At 59.6% G+C, this 14,030-nt stretch carries 14 protein-coding genes and 1 tRNA gene; 10 read left to right on the plus strand and 5 right to left on the minus strand.

Going from position 1 to position 14,030, the window contains the following annotated elements; all coding sequences use genetic code 11:
* The gene (locus tag KX729_RS17100; RefSeq protein WP_219743662.1) at nt 1-618 is read right to left on the minus strand and encodes a nucleotidyltransferase domain-containing protein; all 618 of its coding nucleotides are present in this window, start codon (nt 616-618) and stop codon (nt 1-3) included.
* Between the two features lie 13 nt (nt 619-631).
* Nucleotides 632-1,525: a DMT family transporter gene (locus KX729_RS17105; protein ID WP_219743750.1), complete on the minus strand. Its 894-nt coding sequence runs from the start codon at nt 1,523-1,525 to the stop codon at nt 632-634.
* Between the two features lie 333 nt (nt 1,526-1,858).
* Between KX729_RS17105 and KX729_RS17110 the strand changes: the two genes are divergently transcribed.
* Genes KX729_RS17110 through KX729_RS17125 form a run of 4 tightly spaced genes read left to right on the plus strand, consistent with a single transcriptional unit; the run spans nt 1,859 to nt 5,622 of the window.
* Complete coding sequence (locus tag KX729_RS17110) at nt 1,859-3,268, plus strand: circularly permuted type 2 ATP-grasp protein (protein ID WP_219743663.1); 1,410 nt, start codon at nt 1,859-1,861, stop codon at nt 3,266-3,268.
* Between the two features lie 10 nt (nt 3,269-3,278).
* On the plus strand, nt 3,279-4,220 hold the full coding sequence (locus tag KX729_RS17115) for an alpha-E domain-containing protein (protein ID WP_219743664.1): 942 nt from the start codon (nt 3,279-3,281) through the stop codon (nt 4,218-4,220).
* Between the two features lie 23 nt (nt 4,221-4,243).
* Complete coding sequence (locus KX729_RS17120; protein ID WP_219743665.1) at nt 4,244-5,092, plus strand: transglutaminase family protein; 849 nt, start codon at nt 4,244-4,246, stop codon at nt 5,090-5,092.
* A gap of 59 nt (nt 5,093-5,151) precedes the next feature.
* Entirely contained in the window at nt 5,152-5,622 is a 471-nt protein-coding gene (locus KX729_RS17125; protein WP_219743666.1) for a hypothetical protein, read from the plus strand.
* Between the two features lie 59 nt (nt 5,623-5,681).
* Here KX729_RS17125 and KX729_RS17130 read toward each other — a convergent pair whose 3' ends face one another.
* Complete coding sequence (locus KX729_RS17130; RefSeq protein ID WP_219743667.1) at nt 5,682-5,894, minus strand: DUF3329 domain-containing protein; 213 nt, start codon at nt 5,892-5,894, stop codon at nt 5,682-5,684.
* Nucleotides 5,895-5,940: 46 nt separating this feature from the next.
* Nucleotides 5,941-7,170 (minus strand): ROK family transcriptional regulator, encoded by a 1,230-nt coding sequence (locus KX729_RS17135; RefSeq protein ID WP_219743668.1) that lies wholly within the window; start codon nt 7,168-7,170, stop codon nt 5,941-5,943.
* A 199-nt stretch (nt 7,171-7,369) separates the two neighbouring features.
* On the opposite strand from KX729_RS17135, the gene xylF reads away from it, so the two are divergent.
* The 3 genes from xylF (at nt 7,370) to KX729_RS17150 (ending at nt 10,751) form a co-directional block, all read left to right on the plus strand.
* On the plus strand, nt 7,370-8,410 hold the full coding sequence (xylF, locus tag KX729_RS17140) for a D-xylose ABC transporter substrate-binding protein (protein ID WP_219743669.1): 1,041 nt from the start codon (nt 7,370-7,372) through the stop codon (nt 8,408-8,410).
* 195 nt (nt 8,411-8,605) lie between these two features.
* On the plus strand, nt 8,606-9,925 hold the full coding sequence (locus tag KX729_RS17145; RefSeq protein WP_219743670.1) for a sugar ABC transporter permease: 1,320 nt from the start codon (nt 8,606-8,608) through the stop codon (nt 9,923-9,925).
* Between the two features lie 40 nt (nt 9,926-9,965).
* Complete coding sequence (locus KX729_RS17150; protein WP_219743671.1) at nt 9,966-10,751, plus strand: ATP-binding cassette domain-containing protein; 786 nt, start codon at nt 9,966-9,968, stop codon at nt 10,749-10,751.
* A 118-nt stretch (nt 10,752-10,869) separates the two neighbouring features.
* Here KX729_RS17150 and KX729_RS17155 read toward each other — a convergent pair whose 3' ends face one another.
* Nucleotides 10,870-11,649 (minus strand): tetratricopeptide repeat protein, encoded by a 780-nt coding sequence (locus KX729_RS17155; RefSeq protein WP_219743672.1) that lies wholly within the window; start codon nt 11,647-11,649, stop codon nt 10,870-10,872.
* 188 nt (nt 11,650-11,837) lie between these two features.
* Between KX729_RS17155 and KX729_RS17160 the strand changes: the two genes are divergently transcribed.
* From KX729_RS17160 to KX729_RS17165, 3 genes are all read left to right on the plus strand, one after another.
* Nucleotides 11,838-11,914: transfer RNA gene (locus KX729_RS17160), tRNA-Arg, on the plus strand.
* A gap of 118 nt (nt 11,915-12,032) precedes the next feature.
* Nucleotides 12,033-12,269 carry a DUF6538 domain-containing protein gene (locus KX729_RS34550; protein WP_376775981.1) on the plus strand — a complete coding sequence of 79 codons (237 nt, stop codon included), beginning with the start codon at nt 12,033-12,035 and terminating at the stop codon, nt 12,267-12,269.
* Nucleotides 12,270-12,401: 132 nt separating this feature from the next.
* Nucleotides 12,402-13,409, plus strand: coding sequence for a hypothetical protein (locus KX729_RS17165; RefSeq protein WP_219743673.1), 1,008 nt, complete (start codon nt 12,402-12,404; stop codon nt 13,407-13,409).
* Nucleotides 13,410-14,030: the final 621 nt, after the last annotated feature.

The raw sequence follows: 14,030 nt of genomic DNA on the forward strand, positions 1-14,030 counted from the left end.
TCAAGAACTTGGCCGCAACCTTTCAGACCATGCATGACCGGGGTGAAGCCGGTCGAGGCTATCCTGCAGCCAGGCGCGTTCCGGCGCCGTCAGCTTTTCCATCGCATTGTCGAAATCGACTTCGTCCTTCGGCCGCTGATATTTCGCCTTGAACAGCAGGATCGCTGCAGGCTTGAGATAGGGAATGCCGTCGGCGGTCTTCGCCACCATCTCGGCGCGCGGCGCTGTTATGCGCGGGTCGCGTTTATAGACCCAGATATCCGGCTCTCCCGGCTCGATCATCATATCGACGCGCCAGCAACGCGCAGCAATGTCCTCGCACCAGATCTGGAAAATGCCCTCCGGCGGCATCTCATCCGCCGGCAGATAAGTCACGATACCACTGCCGACCGTATGAAAGCGCATGCCTGTCAGGCGTTCACGAAAGATCGGCACATCGCGACGGAGAACCGTGAATTCGAGATCTTCGTGCTCGCGCAGCTGGCGTCCATGCCAGAGATCGAGCGCCCAGCCGCCAACGACGCACCACGGCTTGCCGATTCCCTCCAACCGTTCCGCCAGCTCCTGCGGGTGCCATGCGGACCACGCATCGTGATCCGGCGATGGGTAAGATTGCATTCCTGCCCCCGCCTCAGCCAGCCGTTTCCGCCTTGCCCTTCCGGTTGACCATATACACCCCCGCCACGACGATCACCGTACCGATGATCATCGGCCAGGTCAGCGGTTCGCCGAACAAGATCGCCGCCTCGATCGCCACGACCGGCGGCATCAGGTAGATCAGCGAAGCGGCACGCGACACCTGTCCGCGGCGGATGAGATAAAGCAGCAGCCCGACAGCGCCCATGGAAAGGCCGAACACCGACCAGCCCATCGCCAGCACCGCCTCATGTGTCCAGTCGAAGCGCAGGTTTTCAAGCATCAGCGCCAGCGGAATGGTGACGATCAGCGCGCCGACGAATTGCAGCGTCGCGATCGACAACAGGTCGCCTTCCTGCAGATGACGCTTCTGGTGGAGTGTGCCGTAGGTGACCGACGACATCGCGATCAGATTGATGATGACTGGGAAACCGAGACCGCCAAGCCCGCGCTCAAACACATCGAGAAGCTGCGGCGAAATCGCGATCAGGATGCCGGCAAAACCAAGGGCGAGTCCAACCTTCTGCAAAGGCTTCAACCGCTCTCCGAGGAACAGCGGCGCAACCATCGCCGTTAGTAGCGGCTGCAGGCCGGCGATGATGCCGGAAAGTCCCGCCGGCACGCCCTGCCCGATCGCATACCAGACGCCGGCCAGATAAAACCCATGCAGGAAGATGCCCGAGAGGATCGCATGGCCGAGCTGGGCGCGGCTTTTCGGCCATTTTGCCCTGACGATGAGACAGACTGTCAGGACGGCGCAGGCCGCCAGCGCATGACGCGCGACCAGAAAGGTCAGCGGATCGGCATGTTTCGCCGCATATTTCGCAACGATCCAGCCGGTGGACCAGAGAAAAACGAAAAGGGCCGGAGCCAGGCGATCAAGCATGATGGAATTTCCGGCCGCGAGGCTCTTTGGCAGACGCACCTCAATATTCGCTGCCCACCCGGCGGTCAAAGCAGAAAAACTGAACGTTGCATTGAACCCTGCTCGACGAGCCTTGAATAGGACTTGGGCAACTGATGTTTTTCGAGGCAACGGCCTTCATCACACCCTCCTAAAGTAGGGAGCTTGCCTGCGCACGAAATCGGCACATTTATCTCTGTGGGAGGCTGCAGAATTGCGATTTTCACACAATTGGAAATCTCTGAGCGGAACTGTGCATGGTTCTTGCATTGCAATCTGCGTTGTATTCAAATGAATCAAAAACCGGGGAACAAGCCTTTGGCATTTGATGAAATGTTAGCCGCGGAAAACCTTCCGCGAGAGCCTTATAAGACATACCATGAGTGGTACACCAGCCAGGATGCCGCCCACCTCATTCGCAAGACCCAGGATGCGGAAAACATCTTCCGGAAAACCGGCATCACCTTCGCCGTCTATGGCCATGCGGACAGTTCCGAAAAGCTCATCCCCTTCGATATCATCCCCCGCATCATCTCCGCCCGCGAATGGCGAAAACTCGCCCAGGGCATCGAACAGCGCGTTCTGGCGTTGAACGCCTTTCTCGACGACATCTACCACAAGCAGGAGATCATCAAGGCCGGCCGCATTCCGCGCGCTTTGATCGAGAAGAACGTCACATTCCTGCCGGAGATGATCGGCTTCAAGCCGCCGGGCGGCGTCTACACGCACATCGTCGGCACCGATATCGTCCGCACCGGCGAGGACCAGTTCTTCGTTCTCGAGGATAACGCCCGCACGCCGTCCGGTGTCAGCTACATGCTGGAAAACCGGGAAACCATGATGCAGATGTTCCCGGAACTCTTCACGCTGAACAAGGTGCAGCGCGTCGAGGATTATCCGCGCCTGCTGCGCCAGTCGCTCGCCACCTGCGCACCGCCCGGCTGCAAGGGCCGTCCGCGCGTTGCGGTGCTCACGCCCGGCATTTACAATTCCGCCTATTACGAACACTCGTTCCTGGCCGACCAGATGGGCGTCGAACTGGTCGAAGGCTCCGACCTGCGTGTCATCGACGGTCGCGTGAAGATGCGAACGACCAAGGGCTACGAGGCAATCGACGTCCTTTACCGCCGCGTCGACGACGACTTTCTTGACCCGATGACCTTCCGGGCCGATTCCGCCCTCGGCATTCCCGGCATCATGGATGTCTATCGCGCCGGCAACATCACCATCGCCAACGCTCCCGGCACCGGCATCTGCGACGACAAGGCGATCTATTCCTACATGCCTGAGATCGTCGAGTTCTATACCGGCCGCAAGGCCATTCTCGAAAACGTGCCGACCTGGCGCTGTTCGGAGCCCGATAGCCTCAAATACGTGCTGGAGCACATCGAGGAACTGGTCATCAAGGAGGTCCACGGTTCCGGCGGTTACGGCATGCTGGTCGGCCCGACGGCGACCAAGAAGGAACGCGCCGACTTCGCCGAGAAGCTCGCCTCCAAGCCGGACAACTACATCGCCCAGCCGACGCTGGCGCTGTCCACCGTGCCGATCTTCGTCAACAAGGGCATCGCGCCGCGGCATGTGGACCTGCGCCCTTACGTGCTGGTGTCCGACAAGGTGAAGATCATCCCCGGCGGCCTGACCCGCGTGGCGCTGAAGCAGGGCTCGCTGGTGGTCAATTCCAGCCAGGGCGGCGGCACCAAGGACACCTGGGTTCTGGAAGATTGAGGCGACAGTAATGCTTGGAAGAACTGCAAACGGCCTCTACTGGATGTTCCGTTATATCGAGCGGGCCGAAAATATCGCCCGCCTCGTCGATGCCGGCCTGCGCGTCTCGCTGACCCGCGCCGGCTCCTCCGACCAGGACTGGCATGGCGTGCTGGAAAGTGCGGGCGTGCGCGAGGCCTATTCGGAAGTGCATCCCGAACTGACCTCGGCCGACGCAATCGATTACCTTCTGCGCGATACGTCGAACCCGTCGAGTGTCTTGTCCTGCATCGACTCGGGCCGCAACAATGCCCGCATGGTGCGCACCGCCTTGACCCGCGAGACCTGGGAAGCGACCAACGAAGCCTGGATCGACCTGAAAGCCCGGCTGGCGCGCAAGCTGAAGCCCGCCGACATGCCGGAACTGATCGACGTCATCAAGCACCGCTGCGGCCTCATCCGCGGTGCCTTCCATGGTTCGATGCTGAGGAACGACCTATACAACTTCTCGCGCATCGGCACCTTCATCGAGCGGGCGGACAATACGAGCCGCATCCTCGACGTAAAATATTACGTGCTCCTGCCGGCCGTCAGCCAGGTCGGCTCGACGCTCGACAACATGCAATGGGAATCGATCCTGCGCTCCGTCTCGGCGCACCGGTCCTATGGATGGGTCTATGACGGCGACTACCAGTCGGCCAATATCGCCGATTTCCTGATCCTCAAGGTGCAGATGCCGCGCTCGCTCGCCTATTGTTACGAGAAGATCGTCAGCAATCTCGATTATCTCGCCGAAACCTATGGCGAACGACTGCAGGCGCATGAGACGGCCGCGGCGATCCGAACGATGCTTAAGCGCGGCTCGATCGCCGACGTCATGGATCACGGCCTGCACGAATTCCTGGAGGATTTCGTCAGCCGCAACAACCAGCTCAGCGCCGAGATCACCACCGGCTACCGCTTCTATCAGTAGGATTTGGCCCAAAGGACCTGCTCATGCGGCTCAATATTGCCCATACGACCGAATATACCTACGACGAACCGGTGCCTTATTCGCTGCAGCGGCTGCGGTTGAACCCGTTGACCGGCCCGGCGCAAAAGGTCCTGAACTGGGCCATCACCGTCGATGGCGCCAAGGTCGAGGCCGGTTACGCAGATCAGTACGGCAACCGCACCGAACTCGTCTCGGTGGAAGGCACCGACCACACGATCCGCATCATCGCGTCCGGCGAAGTGGAAACCCAGGACCGCGCCGGCGTCTTCGGCACCCATCAGGGCTTCTGCCCGCTCTGGCTTTTCCTGCGCGAAACGCCCCGCACCAAGCCCGGCAAGCTTGTGAAAGAACTGGCGAGGGGCGTGACGGGCGATAGCGAACTGGCCCAGATGCATGCGCTGATGGAGGCGATCCACGAAGCAGTCGCCTATACGCCCGGCTCGACCAACACGGAAACCACCGCCGAAGAAGCGCTCGAAGCAAAGACCGGCGTCTGCCAGGACCACGCCCATATCTTCATCTCGGCCGCCCGGCTGATCGGCATGCCGGCTCGCTACATCTCCGGTTACCTCCTGATGGAAGGCCAGACGGACCAGGTCGCCACCCATGCATGGGCGGAAGTCCATCTCCCGGGCCTTGGCTGGGTTGGCTTCGACGCCGCCAACAAGCTCTGCCCCAATGATAGCTACGTGCGGATCGCCTCCGGCCTCTGCTATCGCGACTGCGCCCCTGTCTCCGGCCTGCGCATCGGCCCGAGCGGCGGAAGTTTTGGTGAAAACCTCAAGGTATCGCTGACGGTATCGGCAGGGCAGACGCAGAGCCAGAACGGACAAAGCCAGAGCCAATCTTAAATCGCAAGCCCGGCTCCATCTTCGGATGTTTGAATTCCGCCTCTGAATCGAGGTGGAGCATGCTGTTCGGACAATCGGTCTTCCAGTCGGTGTTGACGCGACTGAAAGAAGAGCGAGTTGAAGACGAGGAAGAAGAGACCGGCGCGAGTTTCCGCATCAAGGGGCTCGGGCTGGGTTTTGTCGCGCCGACGGATGACAAGCCGAATGCGGCGACCGCCACCGAAGCCTATTTCGCCTTCCTGCCGGACCTTGCCGAAATCGTTCCGGCTGCACTGGTCGAGCCAGACGAACCGCCGCTTCCTCCGCCGATCCCTTTGCATCTCACTCGCCTGACGCTGGAAGAGATCGCCGCAGAACTGGCGATCGGCCCCAAGGACACGGAAGAGACGCTCGGCGAAAAGCGCCGCCACTTCGCCAAAGCGAACCACCCGGACGGCGTGGCGCCTGAATTCCGCGAGAATGCCAATATCCGCATGAAGACCGCCAATCTGCTGATCGACACGGCGATCAAGGACCTGTTCTGGCGGTAGTTTTCTGGCGCGATCCTGGACGCAAATCCGCTTCACACTGGTGCTGAAATTGCGTCCGGTTATTCCTGCGGCTCGTCCGCAGGCCTTTCGACCGGTGGCTTGCGCTTTTCGATGAACAGTTTGTAGGTGGCGTAGATCCCGACGCCGCCGACGATGACAGCCCACATGACCTCACCGGCATAAAGCTCGAAACAGACCCAGGCAAGGCAGACAATCGGAATGAGCAGACGGCGCCACAGGGCATCGTAGAACGGGTGGTTCGGGTCGATCATCGGCTCATTCTCACTGTTTCATTCTCGTGGTTTCATTCTCACGGCGTCATTCGCCTGCGGCCTGCATGTGATGTGGTCTCGACAGAATGATATCCTGGTCCACGATCGAAAATGCAAGATTAAGATGCCCTTCGAACACCAGGGAGGGTTCGTCCGCCACGACGGCCAGCATCGGCATGCCGCCGAGCCGCACAACTTGAGTCTGCGCCAGCCCCTCTTCGATACCCGCCTGCAGAAGGTCCTGATGACGCGTGCCCGGCCCGGTGATGAAGACCGGCATGTGCCCGTGCAAGCTCAGAAGCCGCGACAGGCCGCTGCCGAGCGCGACACCCGCCTGGCGGAAGGCGAGCTGCGCCATCCGGTTGCCCTGCCGGGCGCGCGTGGCGATCTTGTCGATTTCCGCCAGCGGCACGAACTTGGCCGGAATCGTATCCATCGGCACCTCGAACGCGGTGCGCAGGATCGCATAAAAGCCCGCATAGGCCTCGATACAGCCCTTCGCGCCGCACCGACAAAGACCGCCATTCGGCATATGCAGCATATGCCCGAAATTCGGCGCCGAGATTTCCGGCGGTCCGGCCGGGTTGGCGCGGGCAATGCCGAGGCCGATACTGTGCCCCAGCGACAGCGCGGCAAGCGTCGTCTCGCTGCGGCCCGGCTTTTTAGCTTCCCGCTCCAGAAGCGCGCCGGCCACCAGCAGTGTCTCGTTGTTGAGAATGACCTTGGGTGACCAGCCATCTCCCAATGCATGGGTGAAATCCACTGGCTGCGAACCGAAGACGGGAGACCAGACGAGTACCGGCTCGGTCGCATGCGCCAGCCCCTTGCTGCTGACGGAAACCAGCAGCACGCTGCCGGGATCGATCCGTGAACGGCCGACCACCCGCTCCAGCGCCGCCGAAATCGCCGTGATGAAAGCAGCCGTACCGCCCTCGCCGCGCGGCTCGGTGAAACGATCGAGCAGCGTCCCGGCATAGTCCACCAGCGAATATTGAATCGAGTCCGAGGAAATGATGACGGTGATCAGATAGCCGCAATTGCGCCGCTGGCTGAACAGCACGCGCGGACGCCCGCGCCCGGTCGTCGCCTGCTGCTCGCTCTTTTCGATGATCCGCGCACGCTCGAGATCGGCGGTGATGGCCGAGACGGTTGCGGAAGCAAGCCCCGTCGCGTCCGATATTTCAGTATGCGCAAGCCGGCCGTGGCGACGCAATGCAGACAGCACCAGCGCGCTGTTCTGCTGCCGGACCAGTTCCGTGCTCGATTTCGCCAACATTGATTAAGCCGCCTCTCCTCACCTACTGTCGATAAGGCACCGCTCTCTCCTCCACAAGTGCCGATTGACAGGCTTTCAAAACTCTGACATCTAATTTCTCGACTGTCGAGAAAAAGCTTTTTGCGTTCTCGGGCAGGCTATCTGGCGGAGGGGGAGCACGGAGGCTTTAGGCCCGTCCGCCGTCACTCGGGAGGACATTATGAAGTCATTCGTTAAGCTGATGGCCGGCGCGGCCATCCTCGTTTCTATGCATTCTGCAGCCATGGCTGCCAATCTCGTGGTCGGCGTTTCCTGGTCGAACTTCCAGGAAGAGCGTTGGAAGACCGACGAAGCCGCCATCAAGAAGGCACTCGATGCCGCCGGCGCCAAGTATATTTCTGCTGACGCCCAGTCGTCCGCCGCAAAGCAGCTCACCGACGTCGAGTCGCTGATCTCGCAGGGCGCCAATGCGCTGATCATTCTCGCCCAGGATTCCAGCGCCATCGGCCCGGCCGTCGAAAAGGCTGCCGCTGAAGGCATTCCGGTCGTCGGTTACGACCGCCTGATCGAAAATCCGGCTGCCTTCTACATCACCTTCGACAACAAGGAAGTCGGCCGCCTGCAGGCACAGGGCGTCTTCAAGGTAAAGCCGGAAGGCAATTACGTCTTCATCAAGGGCTCTTCGTCCGATCCGAACGCAGACTTCCTGTTCTCGGGCCAGATGGAAGTCCTCAAAGCTGCCATCGACGCCGGCAAGGTCAAGAATGTCGGCGAAGCCTATACGGACGGCTGGAAGCCTGAAAATGCCCAGAAGAACATGGAACAGATTCTGACCAAGAACAACAACAAGGTCGATGCTGTCGTGGCTTCCAATGACGGCACCGCCGGCGGCGCCATCGCTGCCCTCGATGCCCAGGGCCTCGCCGGTTCCGTTCCGGTCTCCGGCCAGGATGCCGACAAGGCAGCGCTGAACCGCGTCGCACTCGGCACCCAGACCGTTTCCGTCTGGAAGGATAGCCGCGAACTCGGCAAGAACGCCGCTGAAATCGCGCTGTTCCTCGCCGGCGGCAAGAAGCTGACCGAGGTCAAGGGCGTCCAGGTGTTCGAAGGCGGCCCGAAGAAGGCCAAGATGCAGTCGGTCTTCCTGAAGCCGCAGGCCATCACCAAGGACAACCTGAACCTCGTCATCGAGGCAGGCTGGATCAGCAAGGCTGAAGCCTGCCAGGGCGTCAAGGCCGGCGCGGTCGCTGCCTGCAAGTAACGCCTGACACGTCAGGTTAAAACATCCCGACGCCGCAGCATCTCTGCCGCGGCGTCGGTTTTCGGCGTAAGATGGTGATGCCGCATGCGCGGGTTCATGGAATGAACCGGTCGGACGGCAGGCATCATCGGAGGCGCGATCGGGACATACCGCCCGGCATCGCAAACCTCGATAAAAGGTGGGGAACGGCAGACTATGGCCGACACGGTACAGTCCACAAACAATTCAACGACATCGGCGGCAAAGGCAGAGGGCAATATCATCGCCCGTTTCTTCCGCGCCACCGAGATCGATACCCGCATGCTCGGCATGATCGGCGCGCTGCTGATCATCTGGGTCGGCTTTCACATCATGACGGGCGGCCTCTTCCTGACCCCGCGAAACCTCTGGAACCTCTCGGTCCAGACGGCGTCGGTGGCGGTCATGGCGACCGGCATGGTTCTGGTCATCGTCACCCGCAACATCGATCTTTCGGTCGGCTCGATCCTGGGCTTTACCGGCATGGTCATGGGTGTCATGCAGGCCCGCTTCCTGCCAGAGATCTTCGGCTTCAATCATCCGGCCATCTGGGTGATCGCCCTGATTTGCGGCCTCATCGTCGGTGGCCTGATCGGTGCATTGCATGGGTCGATCATCGCCTTTCTCGGTGTGCCTTCCTTCATCGTCACGCTCGGCGGCCTGTTGATCTGGCGCGGCGCCACCTGGTTCGTCACCAGCGGCCAGACGGTTGCACCGATGGACGCCAACTTTCGCCTGATGGGTGGCGGCACGGAAGGTTCGATCGGCGCCACCTGGAGCTGGGTGGTCGGCATCATCGCCTGTCTGGCCATCATTGCGGCGATCGTCAACGCACGGCGCCAGCGCAAGCGCTTCGCCTTCCCGCGTCGGCCCATCTGGGCGGAATATGTGCTGGTGGCGCTCGGCTGCGTCATCGTGCTCGGCGCAGTCTCGATCGCCAATGATTACTACTGGCCGATCAACATCGCCCGGCGTTATGCCGAAGCCAACAATATCGCCTGGCCCGAAGGCGGCCTGCTGATCTCGCAGGGCATCGCCATTCCGGTCCTGATGGCGATCGCGGTCGGTATCGTCATGACCTTCATCGCCACCCGCCTGCGCTTCGGCCGGTATGTCTTCGCGATCGGCGGCAACCCGGAAGCAGCCGAGCTCGCCGGCATCAAGACCCGCTGGGTGACCGTCAAGATCTTCGCACTGATGGGCATTCTCTGCGCCATCGCCGCGGCGATCTCCACAGCTCGCCTCAATGCCGCAACCAACGCGCAAGGCGAGCTCGACGAGCTCTACACGATCGCGGCCGCGGTCATCGGCGGCACATCGCTCGCCGGCGGCATGGGCTCGATCGCCGGCGCCATGCTCGGTGCGCTCGTCATGCAGTCCCTTCAGTCCGGCATGGTGCTGCTCGGCATCGATACGCCCTTCCAGCGTATCGTCGTCGGCATCGTGCTCGTCATGGCCGTCTGGCTGGATACCGTCTACCGCGCCAGGTCCAAATAACCGGCCCCAATAGCTGGCAAAGTTAATAGGAGTTTTCATCGTGACGGACCAAACCACTCCGCTCGTGGAACTGAAGAACATCTCCATCTCCTTCGGCGGCATCCATGCGGTCGAGAACGCGTCGGTCGATCTCTTTCCGGGTGAAGTCGTGGCCCTGCTCGGCCATAACGGCGCCGGCAAGTCGACGCTGATCAAGATCCTGTCCGGCGCCTACAAGCGCGACGGCGGCGACATCATGATCAATGGCGAGGCAGCCGACATCCGCAACCCGCGCGACGCCAAGAAATACGGCATCGAGACGATCTACCAGACGCTCGCCGTCGCCGATAACGTCGATGCCGCCGCCAATCTCTATCTCGGCCGCGAGCTGCAGACCAAGTGGGGCACGCTGGACGACGTCGCCATGGAGGCGAATACCCGTGAGGTGATGGGGCGCCTGAACCCCAACTTCAAGCGTTTCAAGGAGCCGGTAAAGGCACTCTCAGGCGGCCAACGGCAATCAGTGGCGATCGCCCGCGCCATCCTGTTCGACGCCCGCATCCTGATCATGGATGAACCGACGGCGGCGCTCGGTCCTCAGGAGACCGCACAGGTCGGCGACCTGATCAAACAGCTGAAGCGCGAGGGCATCGGCATCTTCCTGATCAGCCACGACATTCACGACGTCTTCGACCTCGCCGACCGTGTCTTCGTGATGAAGAACGGCAAGGTAGTCGGCCATGCCCGCACCGAGGATGTCACCAAGGACGAAGTGCTCGGCATGATCATCCTCGGCAAGGTTCCGCCCGGCGCTACGCCCGGTCCCGGCGCCATGAAGACGGCATGATAAGGTCTGCCTTGAAACTGTCGTAATCGCAGGGAAATTTGAGAACGCCCATCCTTCGGGATCCGCCGCCTTGCAGGGATGGGTACCAAGGCGGAACCGGAGCCTCTCCGGTTCCGCCTTACTCGTTTTCGGGGGTGGCTTCCGGCGCGGCAAGCTCGGAAAGCCTGACGAGGCGCAACGGCTCCCTTTTGGCAAAAGCGGAATCACCGGAAAGCGCCTGATGGGCGCGCCTGGCAAAATATTGTGCCCGTTCCTCATTGCCGCTTGCAGCATGACATTCCGCCAGTTCCTCATAGAGGAAAGGTGCGGGATCATTGACCTGGTCGGCAAGCGCTACCGCCATTTCGCCGATATCGATCGCCTCCTCGAACTGGCCGAGCGCCCGAAGCGTGCGGACGACCGCGTACCGCGCGATCTTCAGTGCCTGCGGCGAGCCTGCCTGTTTTCTCAGCCGCTCCTCGCGAATGAAGGAAGCAAGCGCCTGATCGAAACGGCCGGCCTCAAAATAGGTCCAGCCGAGATTGTGGTGCAGCATCGGGCGCCAGAAGGCGCTTGTGGAATTCAGGTCCATATAGGCGAGCGCCTTGCGCGTCCAATCGGCCGCCGCCGGCAGCGGAACGGCAATCGCCATCATATGGGCGGCATCGACGGCGAGATCGTGGTCACCCGCCTGTTGCGCCAGCGTCCAGGCCGCCTCGAAAAACGGTACGGCTTCGGCCGGCGAACCTGCCGAATTGAAAAGCCGCCCACGCTCCAGCGAGATCACCGCAAGAGCGACCGTCTCTTCCCCGGCAATCCCGGCCGCCTCGTCGAGCAGAACATGACCACCAGCAAAATCGCCCGAAAGCCCCAGTCCGCGCGCTTCCCGCGCCAGCCCCGTAACCCTCTCGATCACCATATCACCTCCGCATGCCTGCCACTTCCGAGTCGCAGCCCCGATATTGCGATTTTCTTAACGCCGGAGGAAAGGAAAACTATGACAAGAGCAGACCAGGTTTTGCAAAAATGCGATTGATGCCCGGAGCAGAGTACGTTAAGAACCAGCCATCGGACAGGAACCCCGAGTCACCTCGGGGTCCAAGGTTAGCACCCGTAGCTCAGCTGGATAGAGTGTTGGATTCCGATTCCAAAGGTCACAGGTTCGAATCCTGTCGGGTGCGCCATTTTCTTCGTAACAATACAATAAAATCAGACACTTAGGTTTTCAAGGTCGATTTTTACAACACATTTTGCGCACAAGGTCCGCTTGCGGCAACAACTATCGAGCGATAATTATGCCTCATGGCTATTATCCGTCGCGGCTCAACTTACCATCTGCGAAAGCGCGTACCTCTTCGATTTCGATTGATAGAAGTCCGCGAACACGTCGCCGTGTCGCTTCACACCGATTCCGAAAAGCTCGCTATTCGCAAAGCAGAGGAAATTTGGTCGCAGTTGGTAGAAGGTTGGGAAATGGCACTTCGCGGCGACACTGGCGGCGCTCAGGCGAGCCGAGTGCCTGGATGCTTTCACCTATAGCCTTGCGGCTCGCGGCCTGATTAATATCCATCTCGATAGACGAGAATCCGAACTCTCTAGTGCTGCCGCTCCAAGGTAGGCTCAAATGGTTTTCAAGTCGGCGTTTTTGGATCGCTAGGGGAAACTAAGTTTATGGCGGGCATTGATCTCCAACCGGCAGATAAGGCGGTATTTGGGCGGCTAAAATCAACCGGTCATATTACGCATTCATTGCGGCGGGTGATGACACAACAGTGGAACAGGTGTTGCGTCTGCGGCAAAGCCGTCACTCACAACCGTCCTGCGTTTGCTGGTTACGATACTAGCGGAATCCCCCTTTTGGTCGGCGCGGAGTGTGCAGATCGGTTATCCGAACTTGCTACTCCGGTTTACTGGACCGGAAAGTTAGATTTATCAGTTCCCGACCGTCAGTTCGTTTGGCGCTACATGGACTTCGGAAAATTCGTCACAATGCTTAAGCAGCGGGGGCTTTTTGTGCCTGCTGCAGATACATTCGAGGATAGATTTGAAGGCGCTATAGGTCTTGCGAATAGGCAAGTTGCCTGGGACCAATTTTACTTAGATTTTTTCAGGCAGGCGGTAACAACCCTTCCTCCGGGTGTACCTCCGCAAGTTAAATCTGAGGATGAAATAGAAGTCGAATGCAAGCGGCTACTGAACGACTTCAAGTCGGATTCTCGAAATATTCGGAAAACGCTTGTCAGTTGCTGGCATGCGAATGATGGGGAGTCAGAGGCATTGTGGCGGCTCTATTGTCCTCCATCCACACTTGGCATCGCCATCAAAACAACGGCTGAGCATCTTTGGAGTATTGGGGCTGCAAGACCGGATGTACTCGTAGGCCGTGTGCATTACGTAGATTTTGCCAAAGCGTTCGCGTCAAATGATATAGAACGCATCTTTTGCAAACGGGCCTCACTTCGCCACGAAAATGAGGTGCGCCTAGTGCTCTCAAATGATCGGAAACATCCAACTCCCGGCGCGCTTATCCCGTACGATCTTAATTTGCTAATTCAGCAGGTCGTAGTTTCGCCTTTTGCACCTAGTTGGTTTTCCGAGACAGTTTCCGACGTAATCGGCAAATATGGAATGGGCTTCAATGTTCGCAGTTCGGAACTCGCCGACGAGCCGTTTTATTAACGCAAGAATATGCACCACATTTTGTAACACATTTTGCCAACACCAAAAATATTTTATTCAGTAATATCATTTACTGAAACTTATACGCCCGTCAATTCGGCGGATGTCGGGTGCGCCATTTTCCAGCAACTCTGCATAGCCACATAAGCGTGGACTGAGAGACGCAGCGGCAGGAATTTCCGCTGGCTTTCTTCGCACAACTAGGACCTTAACCTGCTCGCGCTGGAGGCCGGCTTCGATCAGGATCATCTTCCTGAGATGCCGCCTGAAAAGTTGGTCATCTTGTCGGATGCGAAGGATCCTAGTCTACCATTTTCCGATCAGCCGATGGCAGACGTGCTCGAACCTTATTCCGTTCTGGCAGTGCCGTTTCACTGGCTCAAGCAATCAGGGCCATTTTTTCCCAGATGGATGATTTCCCCGGAAAGCCCAGCACGGATTATCAAACAGCCATTGAGGTTGCAGCTGGTGAGAATGTCGGCCCGATCGGCAATCGCCTCGGAGGATGGTTTCTACCTATTCAGCAAGATCCGGGACCTAGGTTCAGGCATGACCACTCATGCTCCGTCGTGTCCGGAAACGACGAGGTTCGTTGCTGCTTTCATGGGGCGGCGAATATTT

The sequence above is a fragment of the Neorhizobium populisoli genome (assembly GCF_019430945.1).
In the GTDB taxonomy this organism is placed as follows: Bacteria; Pseudomonadota; Alphaproteobacteria; order Rhizobiales; family Rhizobiaceae; genus Neorhizobium; species Neorhizobium populisoli.

What these genes read in the sequence shown, in the direction of transcription:
- KX729_RS17100 (WP_219743662.1), bottom strand. Translation starts at nt 618, where the DNA reads ATGCAATCTTACCCATCGCCGGATCACGATGCGTGGTCCGCATGGCAC.
- KX729_RS17115 (WP_219743664.1), top strand. Translation starts at nt 3,279, where the DNA reads ATGCTTGGAAGAACTGCAAACGGCCTCTACTGGATGTTCCGTTATATC.
- KX729_RS17120 (WP_219743665.1), top strand. Translation starts at nt 4,244, where the DNA reads ATGCGGCTCAATATTGCCCATACGACCGAATATACCTACGACGAACCG.
- KX729_RS17125 (WP_219743666.1), top strand. Translation starts at nt 5,152, where the DNA reads ATGCTGTTCGGACAATCGGTCTTCCAGTCGGTGTTGACGCGACTGAAA.
- KX729_RS17130 (WP_219743667.1), bottom strand. Translation starts at nt 5,894, where the DNA reads ATGATCGACCCGAACCACCCGTTCTACGATGCCCTGTGGCGCCGTCTG.
- KX729_RS17135 (WP_219743668.1), bottom strand. Translation starts at nt 7,170, where the DNA reads ATGTTGGCGAAATCGAGCACGGAACTGGTCCGGCAGCAGAACAGCGCG.
- xylF (WP_219743669.1), top strand. Translation starts at nt 7,370, where the DNA reads ATGAAGTCATTCGTTAAGCTGATGGCCGGCGCGGCCATCCTCGTTTCT.
- KX729_RS17145 (WP_219743670.1), top strand. Translation starts at nt 8,606, where the DNA reads ATGGCCGACACGGTACAGTCCACAAACAATTCAACGACATCGGCGGCA.
- KX729_RS17155 (WP_219743672.1), bottom strand. Translation starts at nt 11,649, where the DNA reads ATGGTGATCGAGAGGGTTACGGGGCTGGCGCGGGAAGCGCGCGGACTG.
- KX729_RS34550 (WP_376775981.1), top strand. Translation starts at nt 12,033, where the DNA reads ATGGCTATTATCCGTCGCGGCTCAACTTACCATCTGCGAAAGCGCGTA.
- KX729_RS17165 (WP_219743673.1), top strand. Translation starts at nt 12,402, where the DNA reads ATGGCGGGCATTGATCTCCAACCGGCAGATAAGGCGGTATTTGGGCGG.